The following is a 20,805-nucleotide window of genomic DNA, read 5'->3' on the forward strand; positions in this document are numbered from 1 at the left end:
TTTGACTGCTATTTGTAAATCATTAAAAATCAAGTTGATGTTTGGTTTTCAGGCTTTCCCTTAGTAAATTGAAGTATGGGAGTCAATGATAATGGATTTATCAGGGGGCTGGTTGGTCCTCTCGTAAATAGAAAAGTTGGTGACAAAAATTATGTTCAGAGTAGGCCAAAACCTGTCAAACAAAAGGAAGATACAAAAAAAGCAGGGCGGGAGTTTGGAACGGTGAGCCGTGCCGGTGCACTGATTCGAACGTATCTTAGTGAAATCCATCAGCAGCTCCACGATGGGCAGATGGGCAATCGCCTTAATAGGCAGATCTACCGTGCGATAAAGACAAATCTTGATCGCGAAAAAGGCAGTCGAACACTGAGTAACTGTGTACTGGATCGCTTGGTAAATTTTCAATTCAATGAAAACTGTCCAACACAGGACTATCTTTTTATCGATCCTGCCATTTCACTGAGCAAAAAGAAAAAACTGAAGGTATCTTTTCCGGAGTTTGATATGAAAAGAGCCATGATCCTTCCTAAAAGATGTAATGCCATTGTATTCAAATTTCAAGCATTCGCATTCAATTTTGATCAACTTAGATCTGTCGTCATTCAAGACACGGAATGGGAATATGATGTGAAGTATAAAGAGAACATCATACCGGAAAAATCCTTGTCCATAGCATGTGGCGATTTTGTAGGCAGTTCTATTTTTGTTGGCTTTACTATTTTGTATCTGGAGAAGGATCGTCGTCGGCCAAATATACTCAACGAGAAGGATTTTAATCCAGCTTCGATTCTAACTGCTTTTCAGCTTGAATGATGTGGTTGGAAGGATTCGAAAGAAGGGATGTCGAAGGACTCGTACTGCCAAAAATATGACCGTCTTAGTTTTTAAGACGGTCATATAACGTTAAGCTAAGTATTATGCTTTGTTGCCGCACAATAGGCTACTGTTTAATCCAAGGGATTTTCTTTTAGATTTTTTTCCCATGCCCAGGCAGAAGCCATCATTTCATCAATACCAAGTGCTGCTTTCCAATGCAACTGATTAGCTGATTTAGTAACGTCGCCATAAACCTTGATAATATCTCCATCACGACGTGGACCAAATTCGTAATTCAGTTTTTGTCCAGAAGCTTTCTCAAAAGCTTTGATCGCTTCAAGGACAGAATACCCGTTTCCTGTTCCCACATTAAAGACATCGTATTTTCCGTTGGGGTTGCCTTGTTCCAACAATCTGATTGCTGCAACGTGAGCTTTTGCTAAGTCAACAACATGGATGTAGTCGCGGATACAAGATCCATCCGGTGTGTCGTAATCAGAGCCAAATACCGTTAATTTTTCTCTTTTTCCAATGGCAGTTTGTGTGATAAATGGAAGCAGATTCTGAGGAACACCGTTTGGTAATTCACCGATCAAAGCCGACTCATGTGCACCTACTGGGTTGAAATAACGGAGTGCGATAATGTTGTAGTTATCATATGCAGCGGCAGTCTCCTGTAAAATTTCTTCCGCAATTTGTTTTGTGTTACCATAAGGAGAGGTGGCCTTCTTCACGGGAGCACTTTCGTCGACAGGTAAATAGTCTGGCTCACCATATACGGTACAGCTTGAAGAAAAGACAAAATTAATCGGCTTATTTTGATATGCTTCTAATAAGTTGATTAACGAGAAAAAATTGTTGTGGTAATATTTTAAGGGCTTCTGTACAGATTCACCAACAGCTTTAGAGGCCGCAAAATGGATAATGCCCGAGATATCGGTATTGTTTTTTACAAATTCATTCACGCGGTCTGTGTCGCAAAGGTCAAACTGGTGAAATTCAGGTCTAACGCCGATGATCTTCTCAACCTGATCCAAAATTTTGATGTTTGAATTGGATAGATCATCCACGATGACAGGCACATATCCTGCTTGATGTAGTTCGACTACTGTGTGCGAACCGATATAACCTGTTCCTCCTGTGACTAGTATTTTTTTGTTCATTATTGTTGATTATAGTAAGTAAAGTCTTTATGTGATAAGGTATCCAAAGGGATCTTTTTGTAAAATGCTATGGTTTTTTTCAATCCTGTTTTTCGGTCTATTTGAGGTTCCCAGGCTAATTTAGATTTCGCCAGGCCAATATCCGGTTTCCGTTGTTTTGGATCATCAACCGGCAATGGTTCGTAGACGATTTTACTTGAGCTGTCTGTCAATTCGACAATTTCATGGGCCAATTGCAGCAAGCTGATTTCGTCCGGATTACCAATATTTATCGGTGTGACACATGCCGAATGCAGCAGGCGATAAATGCCTTCGATCTGATCGTCAATATAACAGAATGATCGTGTTTGCGAACCATCCCCAAAAATCGTGATGTCTTCACCACGTATCGCTTGTGCAATAAAGGTAGGAATAGCTCGGCCGTCATTGAGGCGCATTCTAGAACCAAAGGTGTTAAATATCCTGACAATACGGGTATCCAGACCATGTGCATTATGATAGGCCATTGTTATTGCCTCCTGGAAACGCTTCGCTTCATCGTATACACCGCGGGGTCCCACGGGATTTACGTTGCCCCAGTAGTCCTCGGATTGTGGCGAAACAAGTGGATCGCCATAAACTTCAGAGGTGGAGGCGACTAATATGCGTGCTTGTTTGGTGCGTGCAAGGCCTAAGAGATTATGTGTTCCCAAAGATCCGACTTTCAATGTTTGTATCGGAATTTTAAGATAATCAACGGGACTGGCTGGCGAAGCGAAATGCAAGATATAATCCAAGTGTCCGGGAACGTGGACAAATTTCGATACATCGTGATGATAGAAATCGAAATTTTCCAACTTAAATAGATGTGCTATATTCTGTAGATCTCCGGTAATCAGGTTGTCCATTCCAATGACATCGTAATCTTCCGCAATAAAGCGATCGCAAAGGTGAGAACCGAGGAAGCCAGCTGCTCCTGTTATCAAAATCCGTTTGCGATGTTTATTTTCCACTCAATGGTTCCGTTTAATGAAATGGGTTTAATATCTTTGACTAAGATAAACATTATTTTAAAAACATGCGTTTGCTTTATTCAATTGGAATCTTTCTTTATGGACTCTTACTGCGTATTTTGGCTCCTTTTCACGCCAAAGCCAAGCTTATGGTAGAGGGGCGAAAAGACTGGTATTCGAGGATGAAACAAACGGTTGATTCTTCCCAAAAACATATTTGGTTTCACTTTGCATCATTGGGCGAATTTGAGCAGGGAAGACCTGTCCTGGAAGCGGTGAAAAATAATTATTTGGATCATAAAATAATTGTAACATTTTACTCTCCCTCTGGCTACGAAATCAGAAAAAACACCGCTTTGGCCGATTATGTTTTTTATCTCCCCTATGATACTGCTCAGCATGCACGGCTTTTTCTCGACCTGATCAATCCAAGTTTCGCTGTGTTCACGAAATATGAATATTGGTATTATTTTTTTGAAGGCCTACATAAACGGGGCATTCCCTTGTTTCTGATCTCAGCAATATTTAGACCCGATCAGATCTTTTTTCAGGCTTATGGTACTTTTTTTCTGAAAATTTTAAGTTTTGTGACTTACTTCTTTGTGCAAAATGAAGAAAGTGTACGTCTTTTGAAAGAATATGGGATACGGAATGCTGGGTTAGCCGGAGATACACGTTTTGACCGCGTGGTAGACATTCCTAAAAATAGAAAAATGATTTCCGAGATCAGCCAATTTGTTGGTGAAAGTCCGACGCTTGTCGCAGGAAGTACCTGGCCGGAAGATGAACAGGCTCTACAGGAATTGCTTCAGGGTTATTCAGACTATAAGCTGATCTTGGCGCCACATGAAATCAATGAATCACATTTGGCGAGCATTTTTAACCTTTGGCCGAAAGCCCTCCGCTTTTCGGAGATGGCTAGCTACGATGCCGCATTAGTTGCCGATTCAAAGGTGCTGGTTATCGATAACATTGGTATGCTTTCGTCTTTGTATGGCTATGGCCAACTGGCTTATATTGGTGGTGGTTTTGGCGTAGGGATACATAACACACTCGAGGCTGCAACGTATGGTATACCGGTGCTATTTGGTCCAAATTTCAAGAAGTTTCAGGAGGCGAAAGAGCTCGTGCAAAATGGATCCGGTTTCGCCATTGGTAGTGCTAAAGAACTTAAGAAAGTCTTTGCTGTTCTACAAGATCAGGCTGTCCGTCAAGAAGCGGGAAAACTGGCCCGTGCGTATGTGCTGCAGAAGGCCGGAGCAACAGCAATTATAATGAAATACCTCAAAAGCAATTCCGTGAAAATATAAGCGGTAGCTGTACTGCCGCCGCCTATATTCTGCAGGTTACGCGTGGTTTCTTATTCTTGATGCTTGACTGCCTCCTAATAATAGGTATATCTTCTTACGCCAGTAATGTGACGCGATAAGCGCATCACCTGATGGGAATATCCGTATTCATTGTCGTACCAGATATATAAAATAACATTCCTGCCATCTCCCGAAACGATCGTTGCTGGAGCATCCACGATTGCGGCGGCAGTGGAACCAATAATATCCGAAGAGACGAGTTCATGATCCTTAGAAAATTTAATCTGTTCGACCAGGTCACCCTGCAGAGATGCCTCTTTTAAAAGTGCATTGATTTCGTCGACCGTAGTTTTGGCTTTAATTTCGAGATTTAAAATTGCCAATGATCCGTTTGGCACGGGAACGCGAATGGCATTGGAGGTCAGTTTGCCCTTTAGCGATGGCAATACTTTTGAAACAGCAGCGCCCGCTCCAGTTTCTGTGATCACCATATTGAGCGCCGCAGCACGACCCCGTCTGGACTTTTTGTGCATATTGTCGACAAGATTCTGGTCGTTGGTATAGGAATGTATGGTTTCGATATGTCCTTTTTCAATGCCTATTTTATTTTCAAGCACCGCCAAAATAGGGGATATTGCATTCGTCGTACAGGAAGCAGCGGAAAAGATCGCATGCTTTTGCAAGTCAATATTATTTTCATTGACTGCATATACGATATTTGGAACACCTTTCCCCGGTGCTGTTAATAAAACTTGGGCGACACCCTTGGATTGCAGGTGACGACTTAGTTCTTGCTCATCTCGAAAAGCGCCCGTATTGTCGACGACCAAAGCATGCTGTATTCCATACTCGGTATAATCGATATCCTCTGGCTGTTTGGCAGAGATAAGGTGGACAGTGATACCATTGATAATAAGTGCCTGATTAGGAATGTCAGCCTGTATGTCGCCTTCGAATGCACCATGTATGGAATCTGTTTTTAATAGTGTCGCTCTTTTCAATATGGACTTGCTGTCATTGGCGTCCCGGGTTACAATGGCACGAAGGCGAAGCTGCTGTCCGGCACCGGCTTTATGCATAAGCTCTCGGGCGAGTAAACGGCCGATACGGCCAAATCCATAAAGAACAACATCGCGTGGTTTTAATTCCGCTTGTTGATTGATGTCCTTTAATTCATTTGTTATAAAACTCGGCAGGTCGTTGTTGTCAATTGCCTGTTTCTTGACCTGTAAGGTAAGTTTTCCGATATCGATACGTGCAGGAGATAGGGTGAGCTTTTCCAATTCCTGTGCCACCTGAAGAGTGTCAAAAATATCGAATGGCTCTTCGGTAAGGAGGACGCTTTCCTTGACCAGGTTAAGAATTGAACTCGATTTTACATCAATGAGTTGATTTCGAAAAAATACAAGTTCAATAGCGCGGTTATACCACAGGTTACTGACAATTTGAATTAAGCTTACGGCAGCGTTTTGTTGCTCTCTGTAACTTTTGATCTCTAAGTCAAAAGATGGCTTGTGTGACATAATAATGTTATAATAGATTATGTTGCAAACATAGCACAAAGAGCCAAAAAAAATAACCTATATTTTTATTTTCGTAATATTTAAAACATAAACACGGTTGTTATTATTGTTTTTGTAATTTTTATCTATTTTATTTATTAATCTTCTATAACAAATAGGTCGGACATGATATGATCGGCCATTAATTTACCTGCATCCGTTAAACGTAATTTACTTTCTTCCAAAACAAGATTGCCCACTTCCAGAAATGGCTCTGCATCCTTCAATACGCGGTTTTTGATAGATTGCCCGAATTTACTTTCCAGCGCAATCAAATCGAGCCCCCACATGGTTCTCAGCGAAGTCATGATACTTTCGTTGATTTGGTCCAATGTTGAAAGCTCCTCAATTTGCAGGGGAAGTTGGTTTGAATTGATTGCGGTCATATATTTCGCGTTGTTGGAAACATTCCAGGCTCTGGAAATTCCATTGAACGAATGTGCCGAAGGGCCTATACCAAGATAATGTTTACCTTTCCAATAATTTGTATTGTGACGCGCATAAAGGCCATTTTTTGCAAAATTGGAAATTTCATATTGTTCATATCCCGCAGCTTTCAATGTATGGATAAGGAGACTCATCTGATCTGCGGCCTGATCCGAATCAATTGCTGGACTTAAGCCTTTTTTAATGAAGTGATCCAATGCTGTCTTATTTTCTACAGTCATGGAATACGAAGAAATATGGGGAATTTCAAAGTCAATCAGCTGTTGCATATTGTGGCGCCATTTCTCGTCAGTCAGTAACGGATAGCCATAAATAAGATCACAGGTAATATTTTCAAAGCCCGCATCTTGCACCCGCATAATTGAAGCCAGTGCTTCTTGTTGATTATGTGCTCTGTTCATCCATTTGAGATCCTCTTCAAAGAAAGACTGTATGCCTATGCTGAATCGATTGATTGCTGTATTCCGTAGACTGTTTACTTTGGCGGCATTTAAATCGTCGGGATTAGCTTCCAGTGTAATTTCAGCATGATTTGCGATGTCAAAATGCTTCCCTATCGTATCGATGATCTGGGCGATCTCATCCGCTTCCAGTAAGGAAGGGGTACCGCCACCAAAATAGATCGATTCGACCTTTTTGTCTTCCAAATAGGATGCCCTGAGTTCAATTTCCCGTCGTATGGCATTGATCATCTCACTTTTGTATTGTAGTGAAGTGCTAAAATGGAAGTCACAATAATGACAAGCCTGTTTACAGAAGGGAATATGGACATAAATCATGGGGACAAATATACCAAGACCTGACCAAATCGCTCCTTATTTTTTCTTCTTTCGAGTATGCATACCTGAAATCTTTTCTAGACTTATGCCTAGATGCAAGAGGAATTTATAGGTTTAACTATTTCCGGTAGCCACTAGCCGAATAAATTCCGGGTAAGATAGCTGTTGGACTTTTCCGCAGTTCATTAAAGGATTTAAAAAGAAAGTGCAATAGGATGGAAGAATCATCCACAAGAAGGTTGACAACGAGCTGGTTATTCGTTATCTTGTTGTCGATATTTTTGTAGAAGTACCAATATAACACCTCATGTCTGATGAAGGAAAGTGAATTCAAGAGTTTCTTTCTAAAAAATTGTGGGTATCAGCCTCGTGTAAATTATTTCATGGGAGCCGATCAAATAGATTAGAAAACGAATTATTTTCTTCTAATAAAAGTAAAATGTATGAAAACCTCCCGTCGAGACTTTCTAAAAAACGTTGCCGGTGTTTCCGGCCTCTTCCTGTTTTCAAACCATGGATATGCGTTTGGGGCTATTCCTAAAGACTCTTTTAATAATCAGGACTCTTTTATCGATCGGTTGTTACCGGCACCAAAAGGCGGCGGATTTGCGATGAAAGATTATTGGATTTGGGATCCTTCGGTTATAAAAGGAGAGGATGGACGATATCATATGTTTGCTTCGCGTTGGAGCAAACAATATGGTTTTGGTAATTGGGTCACAAACTCAGAAGTCGTCAGGGCTATTTCAGATACCCCTGAAGGGCCATACGAATTTGTTGAAGTTGTTTTGCCCGCTCGGGGGAAGCAATATTTTGATGGTTGTACAACACACAATCCGCGCATTGTAAAAAGCGGTGACTATTATGTACTTTATTACTTTGGCAATAATTATGAAGAGCCAACTCCTGCTTTTACAGAAAATGTATGGGAGTCGGGCCTAGGCCAGAAAGCCTGGATGCATAAACGTATTGGGATGGCCTATTCCAGATCAATTGCAGGGCCATGGAAACGAGTTGATCAACCGATTCTGAATCCGCGGAAAGGAGAATGGGATGCCTCCATTACATCAAACCCTTCGCCAGTTGTCTTACCGAACGGAAAGGTTTATTTAGTGTATAAATCTTCCCCACTAAATTATAATCCGCCACTTCTATTGGGAGCTGCACAAGCAGATTCTTTTCTCGGACCTTATCGCCGTTTGTCGGAAAAACCCATTTTTTCATTCCATACGGACCAAAACCATGAAAATGATGTAGAAGATCCATTTGTGTGGCATAATGGTCAGCAGTTTGAACTTATTATGAAGGACCGTTACGGAAAGATCTGCGGTGAAGAGGGGGGCGGGATACACGCTTATTCCAAAGATGGTATAGATTGGCATCTTTCAAAGTCTGTAAAAGCTTATTCTAAAACAATTCAATGGGATGATGGCACAACGAGTCATCAGGCGAATTTTGAACGACCGTTTTTATTATTTGAAAATGGGAAACCTACGCATTTGTTTGCTGCTACGGGAGATGGTTCGGCGCCCTATCAATTTGAACGCACATGGAATATGGTTATTCCTCTTAAGAATACCTAATTCAGGTTAGGTGATTAGCAAAAAAAGCTTCCAAACCAGGTATATGTGAAGTGGTTTGGAAGCTTTTTTTACCCCGATCTGTTCAGATAATGGGAATCTACGAGTTATTTGCTAAAACTGTTGTTTGCCGATTCTACATCCGCTAAGCGTAGTGAAGGATCAATAGTTACCGCTTTTGGTGTTTTCGACACATGGATAGTATAGTCGGGTTTGGTCCAAAACCAATCTTCAAGCACGGTCCTTTTAACACCTTTGTATATGTCAAAATGTTCTTCCGGTTTTTCTCCCCGCATTTCACGCAAAGGAATATAAAATAGTTCTTTACTTCCATCTGTGTATTCTACCAGAACATCCAGTGGCATGGCAAAATTTGACTTATTAGCTAATAAAATGTCGGTGTCTGTTACTTTTTCGATGGCGTAATCAATTTGACGTGTTGTATTGATAAACAGATTGAAATACCATTTTAAGTTTATACCGGAAACCTCTTCAGCAACGCGTTTAAAATCATTTGGTGTCGGATGTTTAAATTTCCAGATGTCATAAAATTTCAGGAAGGTTTTTTCCAAATTTTCCTGACCAATAATATAACCCAACTGTTCTGCAAGCACGGCACCTTTGTTGTATGCTTCGTTGCTGTAGCCGTAGTTGGTGTTATAATAATCTGCCAGTAAGCTCATCGGTTCTTCTTTACCTGAAAGAGCCAATTTATAGTAGCCACGGTAGGCGGCAATTTGTGGGTTGGAGGCAATAGCACCTCTTTTTTCAAAGATATGTTGCATGGCCAACTCTTCGACATAGGAGGTGAAACCTTCATCAAACCATTCATCTACGGTTTCATTGATCCCAAACAATTGTTGGTACCAGGAGTGTGCCGATTCATGGAATATGACACCAACAAGACTTTTTAGATTGCGGCCGCCTGTGATCAGAGTAGCTGTGCCATACTCCATACCACCATCGCCACCCTGAATGATGGTATAAGTTGGCCATGGATATTTACCAAACTTCGCACTACAGAAGTCAAAGAATTCGGTAGAAAGGCCTATTGCCGTTTTCCAATTTGAAATAACTTCTTTGTCAGTTGGCAAGAATACGGTATATACTTTTATACCATTTTTACTTGAAGCGGAATCCACAACAAATTTGGGGTCTGCGGCCCAGACAAAATCATGGATATTTTGGGCTCTATAGTGCCAGGTCGCTTTATTGTCGATGGCTTTTACTTTCGCTTTCTGTTGATAACCTTTGACCTCTGATGGGTTTTGAAGAACACCTGAGGCACCAACAACATAATTTTTATTGAGGTGTATGGTGACGTCAAAATTGCCAAAAGGAGCAATAAATTCACGACCTGTATATTCATCCAAATGCCAGCCGAATTCATCGAATTGGGCCATCTTCGGATACCATTGCGCCATAGATAATGCTACACCTTCGGCAGAATTCCGGCCAGTTCTTCTGATTTGTTCCGGAACTTGTGCGGTCCACTCCATATCAAAACGTGCTGTTTCGCCATCTTGGATAGGAGTTGGTAAAGCGACCTCCAAGATCGTTCCGTCAATTTTAAATGATGCGTTAGCCCCATTCATTGTTAAGCTTTTGATTTTTTGATAACCAATTTGATTGGTCTTAAGCTCTCCGATGCGGCTTTGATATACCGGCTTTTCTTTTGTGCCAAGGTTGGTCACCATGCGCTTGTCTGGATCACTGATGTTTTTTAAGCGGTAATCCATCATCGATCCTGGTTGAAAAGCATTGAAATATAAATGGAAATATACTTTTTTAAGTGATTGCCCTGAATTATTGCTGTACTTCAAGGTCATTTTTCCATCGTACTGATATGCTTTTTCATCCACGTTGACATCCATATGGTAGTCAACTTTCTGTTGCCAGAATCCTTTTCTTTGGGCCTTCGCTACTGCCCCCCAAATATTCAATACACATGCAAGTGTAAAAAAGGATATTATTTTGATTTTCATGCCCCAAACTTACAAAATTGTCTCAATAAATGGCACTTAAACGAATGTAACGAAGTTAATGTCATCAAATCTTGACGAAAGTTGACTGTTCTTTAGGAATTGGCTTGGTTTTGGTTAGGGAATTTAACTGTTAAGTTAAAAATCAATTTTACTGTTTTTATGGAAAATCTATATTATAAGCCCTCGGGAAAGGCTCCTGCTTTGGCATTTATCGGATCTCTTGTGCTAGGCACAATTAGTGCCGTTGTATTGGCAATTGTTTACATCGCTTTGCAGTGGTTTATCCCTATTATTTATTTTAATGTATTTATTACATTGGGATTTGGTGCTGGGATATTCTATGTGCTGAATTTCTGTTTCAAAAAATGGAAATTAAGAAATAAGGGCATTGCACTATTGATTACTTTGCTAGTCGCGCTTTTAGCCTTTTATGCGCAATGGGCTCTTTTCGTTTCGCTGATGTACAATGCGGAGGGAACCATGGGCGGAGATACCTGGGTAAAATCATCTTTCAATCTGGAAGGGTTCAAAGCCTTTTTCTTACACCCTTCATTTATTTGGGAAGCGATGCAAGGTTTAAACGAAGTCGGTACCTTTACCTTGAAAAAGAGCCCGGTTTCGGGTGGTATGTTGTGGGCCGTTTGGGCGATTGAGATGGGTATTATTCTGATTACGCCGCTTATTATGGCTTTCCGCGGTATTACTTTTTATCCTTTTTCTGAAAAAGACGAAGTATGGATGAATAAGCGGACATTGCCCGGAAGGTTGAAATTCGTGGCGGATAAAGATGCCGTCGTAAGCTCCTTGGGGAATCATGATTTTGCCTATGTGTATGATCATCTTTCAGATGAAGAAGAACATTTCTCTTTTGCCACGGCCGAATTATATGAATCTGAAACGGACGACCATCAGTATCTGACCATCTATAATCATCAGTTTACGGAAAAGAAAGGCAAGATGGAAGAGAAGAAGGATGAGGTTATCGAATTCTTGCGGATCAATAGAAATAGTCTATAAACGAAATATACTGCCGAGTTGAGTTGCTCCTTATCATGCATTGGCAGCTCAAATTCGATGGTATCGTTTGGTTCTCTAAAAAAAGATCCCAGGAATGTTTATTCTGGGATCTTTTTCTTAAGGTTATTGCACCAAAGTTCCGCCCTTTGATTTCCATTCATTGATGGAAGGACTGTAAATTTTGACGTCCTTAATACCGTTTTTTGCCAATATGGATGCTGCTATTGTTGCGCGGTCTCCAGACTGACAGTGCAGGTACAGCTGTTTGTTCTGGTCAATTTTGTGGAGATTGTCTGCAATTGTACCGACAAAGATATGAGTCGCATGGGGTAAATGCCCCTCTGCAAACTCACTAGAATTGCGTACATCAAGTATTTGGATATCGGATCTGCCCAATACACTATTCATCTCTTCGAAACCGATGAGTTGCTGGTGCTCCAATTCAATTCCCAAATGCGGGATCGTATCTGGCGTAACATATCCAGCGACTTGATCCAATCCAATGCGCATAAGCTTGCGGGCAATGTCGTCCAATTGACTTTCCGCTACAATGAGTATAAACGGATCTGTGTAATTAAGGATCCAGCCAGCCCAGGTATTAAATGTTTTGTTGTTCTGAATATTGATGCTATTGGGGAGATACCCTTTGGCAAAATCAAACTTGTAGCGTGTATCAATGACGGTTGTTCCTTGCTGGTATAAATCCAGAAAAGTTTCGTTCGATAACTTGTTGTACTGAGGAACTGCCGTTTGCAATGGCCGCGCTATTTTGTTGAGTTTTTTCATCATGGCAAAATAGCGTGGCGGTTCGGGCTGTCCTGATAATAGTTCTTCCACGAAGGCTGTTTCGTTGTTTTGGTATTGAAGTGCCCAATTGCGTATTTTTTCATAACCAACCGTTGAACTCGGAACGGCGCCCAGCGCCTTTCCACAAGCGGATCCGGCCCCGTGTGCGGGCCATACCTGAATATGATCAGGTAGTGCCAGGAAATGTTGCAACGATCGGTACATTTGGTGGGCCCCAATTTCCTTGGTCCCGACCATTCCCGCTGCATTTTCCAACAGATCTGGGCGTCCGATATCGCCAACAAACACAAAGTCACCTGTAAATAGCATGACCGGCTCCATGGTTGCAGGCGTATCAATCAATACAAAACTGATACTCTCGGGCGTATGTCCAGGTGTATGGATAACCTGGAAAATCAGATTTCCAACGTGAAATTGATCGCCATGTTTTAATCCAATATGTGGGAATTCATAGTGCCAATCTTCTCCACCTTCATCGGATAGATAAGGTTGGGCGCCTGTCAATGCGGCTAACTCTAGCGTACCTGAAAGGTAGTCGGCATGGATATGTGTTTCCGCAATATGCGTTATGGTCAGATTATTCTTTTGTGCAATCTCAAGATAGCTGTCTACATCTCTTTTAGGGTCAATGACAATAGCGACACCCTTGGCTTGACAACCAATGATATAACTTGAATGTGCTAAAGATGACTCAAAAATGTGTTGAAAAAACATAGCGTGTGATTTTAATGATTTACAAATTGAATGAATTCGAAAGCAAAGATTAGGATGCCAATACTAATTAAAAAGTACCCAAAAATACCTTTCAATTTTGCTGCATCTAATTTGTCTTTCCATTTGGAACCAATTTGGAGGCCTATTAAAGTGATTAACGTAAAGGTAACCAATATAAACCAATTCATATGTTCCAGGAACTGATAATTCGCGATCAAACCGAATGAAGCGTTTAAACCGATGATAAACAACGAAGTGGCAATGGCCTGTTTAAGTGGGATTCCTAAGAGTAAAACGAGGGCAGGTACAATGATAAAGCCTCCTCCCGCGCCCACCAAGCCAGTCATGATACCGACGAGCAATCCGACGAGGACAACGTTGAAAATCTGACCAATTCCGCTTCTGAATTGATCTTGCTGAACCTGTTTACGTTTTCGCACCATTGCTGTTGCAGAAATCAGAATCACCATCGAGAAAAGTAACATGATGATATGGTTTCTGGAAACCGCTATTTCGCCCAGGTGAAATGACTCTGGTATGGCTACAAGCAGATAACGCTTGGTCAGAAAGACAGAAATTAGCGATGGAAAGAGAAAAATGGCCGTAGTTTTCAGATCAATTTCTCTTTTTTTCAACGGAGAAATTGATCCGACCAAGGCTAATATTCCTATAGAAAACAGCGAATAGTCCAATGCATATTGAGGTTCTATATGAAAAATATAAACAAAGATGGGCAATGTTAGAATACTTCCGCCGCTACCCATCAAGCCCATTGATAGCCCGACCAGAACAGCTAATATAAAACCAGCTATAAATATTAATTCCATGTTCTCTTTCTAAAATTTAAACTCCAGGTACAGGCCTCAGATTTCGGATATATGAGGTAGTTTCATAACAAAGTCTGTTCAACTTAATGCGGCAACTTATTGCGCAACAGCCCATAAAGCCAAGTACCTAACAAAGCAAAAAGAAGGACGATTCCAATAGTCCAATAACCGGCACCGATTAGGGCAAACATGGGGCCCGGACACGCACCTGTCAATGCCCATCCCAAGCCAAAGATTGTTCCTCCGACTAGGTATCGTGTAATACTTTTGTCTTTGTCATAGAATGCTATTTGCATCCCGTTACTATCTTTGATTCGCTTTCTCTTGATGATCTGTACGATTATAATTGCTGTGGTCAGTGCTGTACCGATGATGCCATACATATGAAAGGAACGAAATTGAAACATTTCGTAGATTCTATACCATGACGCGGCCTCCGATTTGTATAAGATGATTCCAAACAATATACCGATGAAAATAAATTTTAGTGCTTTCATTTATGCGAAAATTAGTGGGAATAAAAAATGAACCATGATGATCCCGCCTAGGAAGAAACCTATAACGGCAATCAAAGAAGGAAGCTGAAAATTGCTAAGCCCAGAAATAGCATGGCCTGATGAACATCCACCAGCATAGCGTGTTCCAAATCCAATCAATACACCGCCAATACTTAAAATTAGAAACTGAAACAAAGATCCGTCGAAAACGAATATGGATTCAGGAAGGTAGCCTTGTAGTTGGTCGATAATACCCAGCTCTTTTAGATCGGCAACACTTTTGGGATTAATCTGGCTTGCAGTGCCATCGCTCAGAAAATGATGTGCAATAAAACCGCCAATGGCTGTCCCGAGTACCACCAATAAATTCCATGATTGGGTCTTCCAATCGAATCTGAAAAAAGAGGAAGTTTTTCCGGCACCTAATACAGTACACATGGTGCGTAGGTTATTGGACATGCCAAAATCCTTCCCCTGTTTGAGCAGCAGGTACATGACCAGCGCAATTAAAGGTCCTGAAATATACCAGGGCCACGGTTGTTTAATGTATTCCAATAGCATAACAATGTTCTTAAGTGATGTTACAAAGGTACATACTGCCTTTGCAAAAGCCTGTAACAAATGTTACCGAAGGAAGAAAGAATTTATAGGTCGTAATATTCGATGTCTGCGGTCTTTAGGGCTTCGGTTAGCAGAGGAAGATCATCTTCTTTTTGAAACAATTTGTTGCGCCAAGTACGAAAAGCCGGTCCTTTGTTTTGGTTGATAATGATCAGGTTTCCGCCAGAACGTTTAAGATTCCTGATATGAGAAATATTATTCAGAGGGAAAACGATTGTTTTTTTAGCATTGCTTATCTGCAGTGTATTTTCGTCCAAGACCCAAGTCGATGATAAAGTCGAACACTTTATGGCCAAATACAGTGCTAAAGGGATCATTAAAAGAGCAACAATAATCTTGAGAATTTCTTGTATGGGAACTTTAGACATGACCATTCCGATCAAAAAGATTGAAACCAGCAAGATTAACATGTATTTTCCACGATGCAATGTCGACAAGTGGAATGTCTGTGGATTACTCTTCATATTTCTTGATAAACTTCCCTTTTGCGTCAATATAGTAAAAATTCTCTAGATCCTCTGTTACAAGCGCTAGCCCGTTTTCAAAAGCTTGGGCATTCTGAAATTTAATTGGGACCACGACTTTTCCTGTGTAATCAATGTATCCGTACTTGTCGTCTTTAAACGCCAAAAGAAGTTTCTCTCCTGCAAAAGACAGAAATTCATAATCCGTCTTAAGTTGATTGTGCCCCGTTTTATTAATAAGCTGGTAGGATTGGTTTACTATAATTAACGCGAGATTATCGCGATAATCTGAAATGGTCTCATATTTGGCAGGAAGTAAAACGGTGCCTTTTTGATCAATAATACCCGTGTATTCTCCTTCCGTAAAAAGTCCATATGCTGGGCTAGGTACTGAAATAAAGTCATACTTCGCCTTCAGCAATATTTTACCGTTTGTATCCAGAAGTCCATACTTAAGATCGCTCATATAAACCACAGGACCGCCTTCGGTTTCTAAACTGAGCGATTCGTATTGACATGGAATAACTTCTTTGCCATGGAGATCTATCAAGCCAAACATTTGCGCTGCATCGTTTACGATGGCATAGTCTCCTACATAGCTATATATTGCCGTATATTTTGCTGGTGTTAATTTGTTTCCTAAGCTGTCCTGTACACCAAAATATGATGTGCTGGAATCTTGATACCAAGATAGATGGTCGTTTAACGTGGAATCTACAGCTTCATCTGTAGCTTCACCTTCTTCGTAATCCGCTGGAATTTCAAAGAGCGATTGGTCGAATGGTATCTCCTCGACTTTAGTGGCCTGAATTCCTAAACCCGCCGATCCGATATAGAGCGCTGCCCCAGGTACTTTTTCGAGATAATCGTAAGTGCCCCAGTATAACTTTGGTAATTTGGGTGCATACCAAACGGTAATTTCCGTTTGTGGATCTTGACTACCTGTTAGATTGAATGTTGCTTTTTCGCAGGTGATTCCTGCAATTATCTTCTTTTGATTGGGAATCAAGCTGATCTCAAAGTCCCCTGAATAGGCGTAATTATCGCCTTCGTTTGCGGAAGTCTCAATGAGTTTGCCCGTAGCCAGTTCTGTTGCGGTATAGGTTTTATTTATTTCATCCAGTAGAAAAGAACTCCCTTCGCTGATATTGCTGATCTGTATCGATTTTCCGAATAATAGACTTTCAATGCGCATCTGGTCTTTCGCGATGAAGGCCTGCATTAATACTTCCTTATTTCCAGCCAATATTTTGATGAATTCTGAAGATGCTGTATCTGTGCCCGTTTCAGGGTCAGCAAATTGATATGAAATTTTATATAGTTTCTCTTGAGCGTGTCCTTGTCCTATAAGGAGTAAAAATGCCAGCTGTAAACAAAGAATAAATTGTTTCATCATGTGATTTTGAGCTACAAAAATATTGAAATTCAATTGATTTTTGAAATAATCTTTCGTTATTTGTGGAAATTCTTTCAAAAATAGATATTATTGTATTTGAATGCTTAAATCCGGTTTTTGGTCTGTGCTTATTTTTTTGGGGGATAGACGTAGCCTCGTCCTTTGAGTAGAGACCTAGAGGGGGACATATTTTTTATATCATGTAAAGTAAATTGATATTAGGGCGGTGGTTAAGGGATCTTGAGGGTGTATGTGTTTTTATACTTATTTTATGTGTTATTATCATATAATCGTCAAGAAAAAGCGAAAATAATTTAAGAATGTAGCTTTTTGAGAAAAGGTGACATGTTAATTTTGTATTTTACAAACCTCGAATTTTTTACTGTTTAAAAGAGATACCTGTGGAACTATTACTAATTGAGGACGAACCATCTGTCATATCATTGATCGAAAGAGGCTTAAAAGAAGAAGGCTATCATATTAGTATTGCTATGGACGGTTATACTGGTCTAAAAATGGCGGGATTGAATCATTATGACCTCATCCTGTTGGATGTAATGTTGCCTGGTATGAATGGTTTGGATGTCTGTAAAAACATTCGGATGTCAAACAACGAAGTCCCTATTATTATCTTGACGGCATTAAATCAAACGGAGGACATCGTCGAGGCATTTGACAGGGATGCGGATGATTACTTGACCAAGCCCTTCCGTTTAGAGGAATTAAAGGCTCGAATCAGCCGCTACAGCCGCAAATCCAAAACAGTGACCGAGCAGAAAAATATATTGGTATTTGACGATCTTCAATTGGATAGAGACAGCAAATCGGTTCAACGTGCCAATTCTCCTATTATTCTTACCGCTACTGAATTTCGTCTACTTGAATTTTTAATGCTCAATCGAAATAAGGTATTGAGCCGGATCGATATCCTGGAGGAAGTATGGGGTATGGATGTTGACTTAAGTACCAATGTTGTTGACGTATATGTGAATTACCTGCGGAAAAAGATCGATAAACAATTTTCGCGTAAACTTATCCATACAGTGATTGGTATGGGCTATGTAATCCGTCATGAAAATTAGGACCAAAATAGTTCTTCTATTTTCGATCATCAGTACCCTGCTGCTTGTTGTTTTTGCCATTTATGTGTCTTATTTCACGTACGACAGTCTGCAAACTAAATTTTTTCATCGGCTAGAAGAGAATGCCGTGATTGTTGGAGATCACATCGTCCATCAGAAGGATGAAAATAGAGCGCTCTATATTCAGGTAAAACGTAAATACCTGAAACAGTTATCTGAGGGAACAGACCATCTTATTCGTGTTATTAAAGGAAGTGATCGTGTTCAAATGCGGCCTGAGTTGCCCATGCCCGAAACATTCTATACCGACGTAATTCGCCATGGAAAGGGAAGATACATGCATGGTAAGACTGCTTTTGTAGCGGTATTCTTTCAAGATCATCTTCACCACGAGAATTTGATTGTTGTATCGGAAGGGATCGATGATTACGGTCATGAGGAACAGCGTCAATTGGATCAGACACTGATCACAGGTGGGATTTTGGCGATTTTTTTAATCGTACTCATGTCTTTTTACTTTGCTGACCGATTATTGAAACCTATTAAAGATATCAACAATGATTTAGATAAAGTTGATATCGCCCATTTAGACCATCGCCTGTTCAGTAAATTCAGTAATAGCAAAGATGAATTGGGTGTTTTGATTGCGAACTTAAATTCAATGCTTAACCGATTGGATATTTCGGTTCAATCGCAACAGAGTTTTATCGGAAATGCCTCACATTCGCTAAAGACCCCACTTACAATTATTGGGGGAGAAGCCGAATTGGCGCAACAGCTCTTGTCGAAAGAGCATGAAGCCTATTATTCCCTGGAGACTATCGCAAAATATGCGGATAAAATGGAGTTGATTATCAATAATCTTTTGCAGCTATCTCGCATGGGTTTCAAGGGGGAGGTGGACAATAAAGAAAATATTCGAGTTGACGAGTTACTCTATGAAATTTATAAAGCTGAAAAAAGTATTCATAAGGACCTCAAGCTTTCTTTTGATCTAACGGAAATCCCGGAAGATAGTGATGAACTTACGGTTTTGGCGAATCCGGATCTGTTTTTTATTGCCTTTAGCAATATTATTTCAAACGCATTTAAGTACGGCAATGGACTGCAGGTTGGCGTAGCAATAAGTAGCGATAGCAAAAATATTACGATAAAAGTGTTTGATCAAGGGATCGGTATTCCTAAAAAAGACCAGCCACATATTTTTACCTCTTTTTACCGCGCTTCTAATGTCGGTGATATCTATGGCAATGGTTTGGGGCTTGTTTTAGCCAAAAATATCTTTGACCTCCATGGTGCTGAATTGCTCCTCCATTCAACGGAAGGTCAAGGCACTTTGGTCGTTGTTACAATCCCAAAAACTCCTTTCTAATTTCATTTTAATCTCATCCTTATTCCATTTTTAGGTGGCTGTGATATACTTGTACCGGAGATAAGTATAAAGCATGGATCTATCTTGTTGTTTTGAATCGAATTCTGTTTTGAAACCGCGGGATGGCTTCTTTACCCTAGAAGAATACACTATAAGGATGAAAAAAACACGTTTACTTTTTACAACACTTGGGATTGGCGTAGCATCATTGCATGCGCAGGAGCAGGTCCAAACGGACTCTGTTCAGGCACAGAGAAGCAGCTTGCTACTGAAAGAACCCGCGAGAGCAAAATCATTTCAATTGGATGTCCTGTTAAGAGCAGGTCTGCAAACGGACAATGGCGAGGGTGCTTCTCAAGCAAAAGCAAACCTTGATGACGCCCGTATTCTGATGAGCGGGGAATACAATGATCGATTATCCTATAAAGTACGTTTTCGCCTCAATAGGTCATTTGCTCCAACGAGTCAGGATAATGGATCGCGTGCTTTGGATATGGCTTATATTAAGTACAAGTTTGGCAAGGATCTCAAATGGTCTGTTACGGCCGGTAAACAAAGTGCAATGGTCGGGAGTTATGAGTTCGAAAATAACCCAATTTACGAATATAAGTTCACAGACTATGTAGACCGTATATTGAATCTCTTCGTCGTCGGAGGAATGTTATCCTATGAAGTCAACCCGAATCATTCGTTGCATGCCCAAGTTTACAACACAACCAATGATAGTTTTATGGAGCTTCATACAAAAAATGGTTTTGCTGTAGGTGATTTGGAACGCTCTACTGTGCCTATGGGAGCCTATTTCACATGGGTGGGTGCATTTATGGACAAACGTTTTAATACGAAATGGTCTTACAACATCGCTCAGTTCGCAAAGGGACATACCAATCATGCCATTTCATTAGCGAATAAATTCAAAACAGCAAAGCAGATGCTATATCTTGATTTACAGTACTCTTATCTTGCTGTCGATCATGCAATGATTGCATCTTCCGCGATCAACGAATTTTATGGTCGAACTGGCGAGAACCGTGTATTGGCCAAAGATGTAAACTACAGCTCTGCCATACTGCGCTATGATCAATTTTTGAGTAAAAAATGGGAGCTGGCGTTGAAAGGTGGCTATGAGATTGCGGGATCGCGGGATGATAAGCAACTCGGCAAGAATTTTCGCCAAAACTGGACCTATTTTGCGGCTTTGCAACATAAGCCGTTTCATAACCAGGATCTGCGGTTCTATCTAGGTTACGTCGGTAACACCGTAAACTATAAGGGCTATATGGATATGGCCAAGAGTCAGTACAACCGCTTAGCCTTTGGGGCATATTTTACCATTCCAGTTTTATAATAATTCCTTTAACAAATTAACAAATA

General features: G+C 40.6%; 18 protein-coding genes. 7 read left to right on the forward strand and 11 right to left on the reverse strand.

The window, feature by feature from the left end; translation table 11 throughout:
* Window positions 1–75: 75 nt before the first annotated feature.
* Complete coding sequence (locus B3600_RS24435; RefSeq protein WP_286754764.1) at window positions 76–813, forward strand: hypothetical protein; 738 nt, start codon at window positions 76–78, stop codon at window positions 811–813.
* Between the two features lie 134 nt (window positions 814–947).
* Here B3600_RS24435 and galE read toward each other — a convergent pair whose 3' ends face one another.
* A complete protein-coding gene (gene galE / locus B3600_RS24440; protein WP_046674775.1) occupies window positions 948–1,979 on the reverse strand; it encodes a UDP-glucose 4-epimerase GalE in 1,032 nt (343 codons plus the stop codon).
* Complete coding sequence (locus B3600_RS24445; protein WP_286754765.1) at window positions 1,979–2,971, reverse strand: UDP-glucuronic acid decarboxylase family protein; 993 nt, start codon at window positions 2,969–2,971, stop codon at window positions 1,979–1,981. The genes galE and B3600_RS24445 overlap by 1 nt, the downstream gene beginning before the upstream one ends.
* A gap of 65 nt (window positions 2,972–3,036) precedes the next feature.
* Between B3600_RS24445 and B3600_RS24450 the strand changes: the two genes are divergently transcribed.
* On the forward strand, window positions 3,037–4,281 hold the full coding sequence (locus tag B3600_RS24450) for a 3-deoxy-D-manno-octulosonic acid transferase (protein WP_112373973.1): 1,245 nt from the start codon (window positions 3,037–3,039) through the stop codon (window positions 4,279–4,281).
* Window positions 4,282–4,355: 74 nt separating this feature from the next.
* Here B3600_RS24450 and B3600_RS24455 read toward each other — a convergent pair whose 3' ends face one another.
* A complete protein-coding gene (locus tag B3600_RS24455; RefSeq protein ID WP_286754766.1) occupies window positions 4,356–5,804 on the reverse strand; it encodes a glyceraldehyde-3-phosphate dehydrogenase in 1,449 nt (482 codons plus the stop codon).
* 137 nt (window positions 5,805–5,941) lie between these two features.
* Window positions 5,942–7,069, reverse strand: a complete 1,128-nt coding sequence (gene hemW, locus B3600_RS24460; protein WP_286754767.1) for a radical SAM family heme chaperone HemW — start codon at window positions 7,067–7,069, stop codon at window positions 5,942–5,944.
* A gap of 443 nt (window positions 7,070–7,512) precedes the next feature.
* Between hemW and B3600_RS24465 the strand changes: the two genes are divergently transcribed.
* Entirely contained in the window at window positions 7,513–8,652 is a 1,140-nt protein-coding gene (locus tag B3600_RS24465) for a glycoside hydrolase family protein (RefSeq protein WP_286754768.1), read from the forward strand.
* A 104-nt stretch (window positions 8,653–8,756) separates the two neighbouring features.
* On the opposite strand, the gene B3600_RS24470 is transcribed toward B3600_RS24465, so the two are convergent.
* Entirely contained in the window at window positions 8,757–10,634 is a 1,878-nt protein-coding gene (locus tag B3600_RS24470; RefSeq protein WP_070561674.1) for a M1 family metallopeptidase, read from the reverse strand.
* A gap of 159 nt (window positions 10,635–10,793) precedes the next feature.
* Here B3600_RS24470 and B3600_RS24475 point away from each other — a divergent pair, with 159 nt between their 5' ends.
* Window positions 10,794–11,651: a hypothetical protein gene (locus B3600_RS24475; RefSeq protein WP_286754769.1), complete on the forward strand. Its 858-nt coding sequence runs from the start codon at window positions 10,794–10,796 to the stop codon at window positions 11,649–11,651.
* Between the two features lie 123 nt (window positions 11,652–11,774).
* Here the strand turns inward: B3600_RS24475 and B3600_RS24480 are convergent, their stop codons facing one another.
* The 6 genes from B3600_RS24480 to B3600_RS24505 form a co-directional block, all read right to left on the reverse strand.
* Window positions 11,775–13,172 carry an MBL fold metallo-hydrolase gene (locus tag B3600_RS24480; protein ID WP_286754770.1) on the reverse strand — a complete coding sequence of 466 codons (1,398 nt, stop codon included), beginning with the start codon at window positions 13,170–13,172 and terminating at the stop codon, window positions 11,775–11,777.
* A gap of 11 nt (window positions 13,173–13,183) precedes the next feature.
* Window positions 13,184–13,999 carry a sulfite exporter TauE/SafE family protein gene (locus tag B3600_RS24485; RefSeq protein WP_286754771.1) on the reverse strand — a complete coding sequence of 272 codons (816 nt, stop codon included), beginning with the start codon at window positions 13,997–13,999 and terminating at the stop codon, window positions 13,184–13,186.
* An 83-nt stretch (window positions 14,000–14,082) separates the two neighbouring features.
* The gene (locus B3600_RS24490; protein ID WP_070561666.1) at window positions 14,083–14,496 is read right to left on the reverse strand and encodes a DUF6691 family protein; all 414 of its coding nucleotides are present in this window, start codon (window positions 14,494–14,496) and stop codon (window positions 14,083–14,085) included.
* Entirely contained in the window at window positions 14,497–15,057 is a 561-nt protein-coding gene (locus B3600_RS24495; RefSeq protein WP_197084072.1) for a YeeE/YedE family protein, read from the reverse strand.
* An 83-nt stretch (window positions 15,058–15,140) separates the two neighbouring features.
* Window positions 15,141–15,581 carry a hypothetical protein gene (locus B3600_RS24500; protein ID WP_053003767.1) on the reverse strand — a complete coding sequence of 147 codons (441 nt, stop codon included), beginning with the start codon at window positions 15,579–15,581 and terminating at the stop codon, window positions 15,141–15,143.
* On the reverse strand, window positions 15,571–16,977 hold the full coding sequence (locus tag B3600_RS24505) for a WG repeat-containing protein (RefSeq protein ID WP_286754772.1): 1,407 nt from the start codon (window positions 16,975–16,977) through the stop codon (window positions 15,571–15,573). Before B3600_RS24505 ends, B3600_RS24500 begins: the two co-directional genes overlap by 11 nt.
* A 401-nt stretch (window positions 16,978–17,378) precedes the next feature.
* On the opposite strand from B3600_RS24505, the gene B3600_RS24510 reads away from it, so the two are divergent.
* The 3 genes from B3600_RS24510 to B3600_RS24520 all read left to right on the forward strand — a co-directional run bounded on the left by B3600_RS24510 (window position 17,379) and on the right by B3600_RS24520 (window position 20,779).
* On the forward strand, window positions 17,379–18,059 hold the full coding sequence (locus B3600_RS24510; protein WP_115046975.1) for a response regulator transcription factor: 681 nt from the start codon (window positions 17,379–17,381) through the stop codon (window positions 18,057–18,059).
* Window positions 18,049–19,431 (forward strand): sensor histidine kinase, encoded by a 1,383-nt coding sequence (locus B3600_RS24515; RefSeq protein ID WP_286754773.1) that lies wholly within the window; start codon window positions 18,049–18,051, stop codon window positions 19,429–19,431. Before B3600_RS24510 ends, B3600_RS24515 begins: the two co-directional genes overlap by 11 nt.
* A 157-nt stretch (window positions 19,432–19,588) precedes the next feature.
* Entirely contained in the window at window positions 19,589–20,779 is a 1,191-nt protein-coding gene (locus B3600_RS24520; RefSeq protein ID WP_115046979.1) for a porin, read from the forward strand.
* Window positions 20,780–20,805 lie beyond the last annotated feature (26 nt).

It is taken from the genome of Sphingobacterium sp. UBA2480 (genome assembly GCF_002341965.1).
Taxonomy (GTDB): domain Bacteria; phylum Bacteroidota; class Bacteroidia; order Sphingobacteriales; family Sphingobacteriaceae; genus Sphingobacterium; species Sphingobacterium multivorum.

Bases quoted from the DNA above. Each gene is read 5' to 3' on its own strand.
- B3600_RS24505 (WP_286754772.1), bottom strand. From the start codon at position 16,977: ATGATGAAACAATTTATTCTTTGTTTACAGCTGGCATTTTTACTCCTT.
- B3600_RS24450 (WP_112373973.1), top strand. From the start codon at position 3,037: ATGCGTTTGCTTTATTCAATTGGAATCTTTCTTTATGGACTCTTACTG.
- B3600_RS24475 (WP_286754769.1), top strand. From the start codon at position 10,794: ATGGAAAATCTATATTATAAGCCCTCGGGAAAGGCTCCTGCTTTGGCA.
- B3600_RS24435 (WP_286754764.1), top strand. From the start codon at position 76: ATGGGAGTCAATGATAATGGATTTATCAGGGGGCTGGTTGGTCCTCTC.
- B3600_RS24500 (WP_053003767.1), bottom strand. From the start codon at position 15,581: ATGAAGAGTAATCCACAGACATTCCACTTGTCGACATTGCATCGTGGA.
- B3600_RS24495 (WP_197084072.1), bottom strand. From the start codon at position 15,057: ATGCTATTGGAATACATTAAACAACCGTGGCCCTGGTATATTTCAGGA.
- B3600_RS24455 (WP_286754766.1), bottom strand. From the start codon at position 5,804: ATGTCACACAAGCCATCTTTTGACTTAGAGATCAAAAGTTACAGAGAG.
- galE (WP_046674775.1), bottom strand. From the start codon at position 1,979: ATGAACAAAAAAATACTAGTCACAGGAGGAACAGGTTATATCGGTTCG.
- B3600_RS24470 (WP_070561674.1), bottom strand. From the start codon at position 10,634: ATGAAAATCAAAATAATATCCTTTTTTACACTTGCATGTGTATTGAAT.
- hemW (WP_286754767.1), bottom strand. From the start codon at position 7,069: ATGATTTATGTCCATATTCCCTTCTGTAAACAGGCTTGTCATTATTGT.
- B3600_RS24490 (WP_070561666.1), bottom strand. From the start codon at position 14,496: ATGAAAGCACTAAAATTTATTTTCATCGGTATATTGTTTGGAATCATC.
- B3600_RS24520 (WP_115046979.1), top strand. From the start codon at position 19,589: ATGAAAAAAACACGTTTACTTTTTACAACACTTGGGATTGGCGTAGCA.
- B3600_RS24515 (WP_286754773.1), top strand. From the start codon at position 18,049: ATGAAAATTAGGACCAAAATAGTTCTTCTATTTTCGATCATCAGTACC.
- B3600_RS24480 (WP_286754770.1), bottom strand. From the start codon at position 13,172: ATGTTTTTTCAACACATTTTTGAGTCATCTTTAGCACATTCAAGTTAT.
- B3600_RS24465 (WP_286754768.1), top strand. From the start codon at position 7,513: ATGAAAACCTCCCGTCGAGACTTTCTAAAAAACGTTGCCGGTGTTTCC.
- B3600_RS24485 (WP_286754771.1), bottom strand. From the start codon at position 13,999: ATGGAATTAATATTTATAGCTGGTTTTATATTAGCTGTTCTGGTCGGG.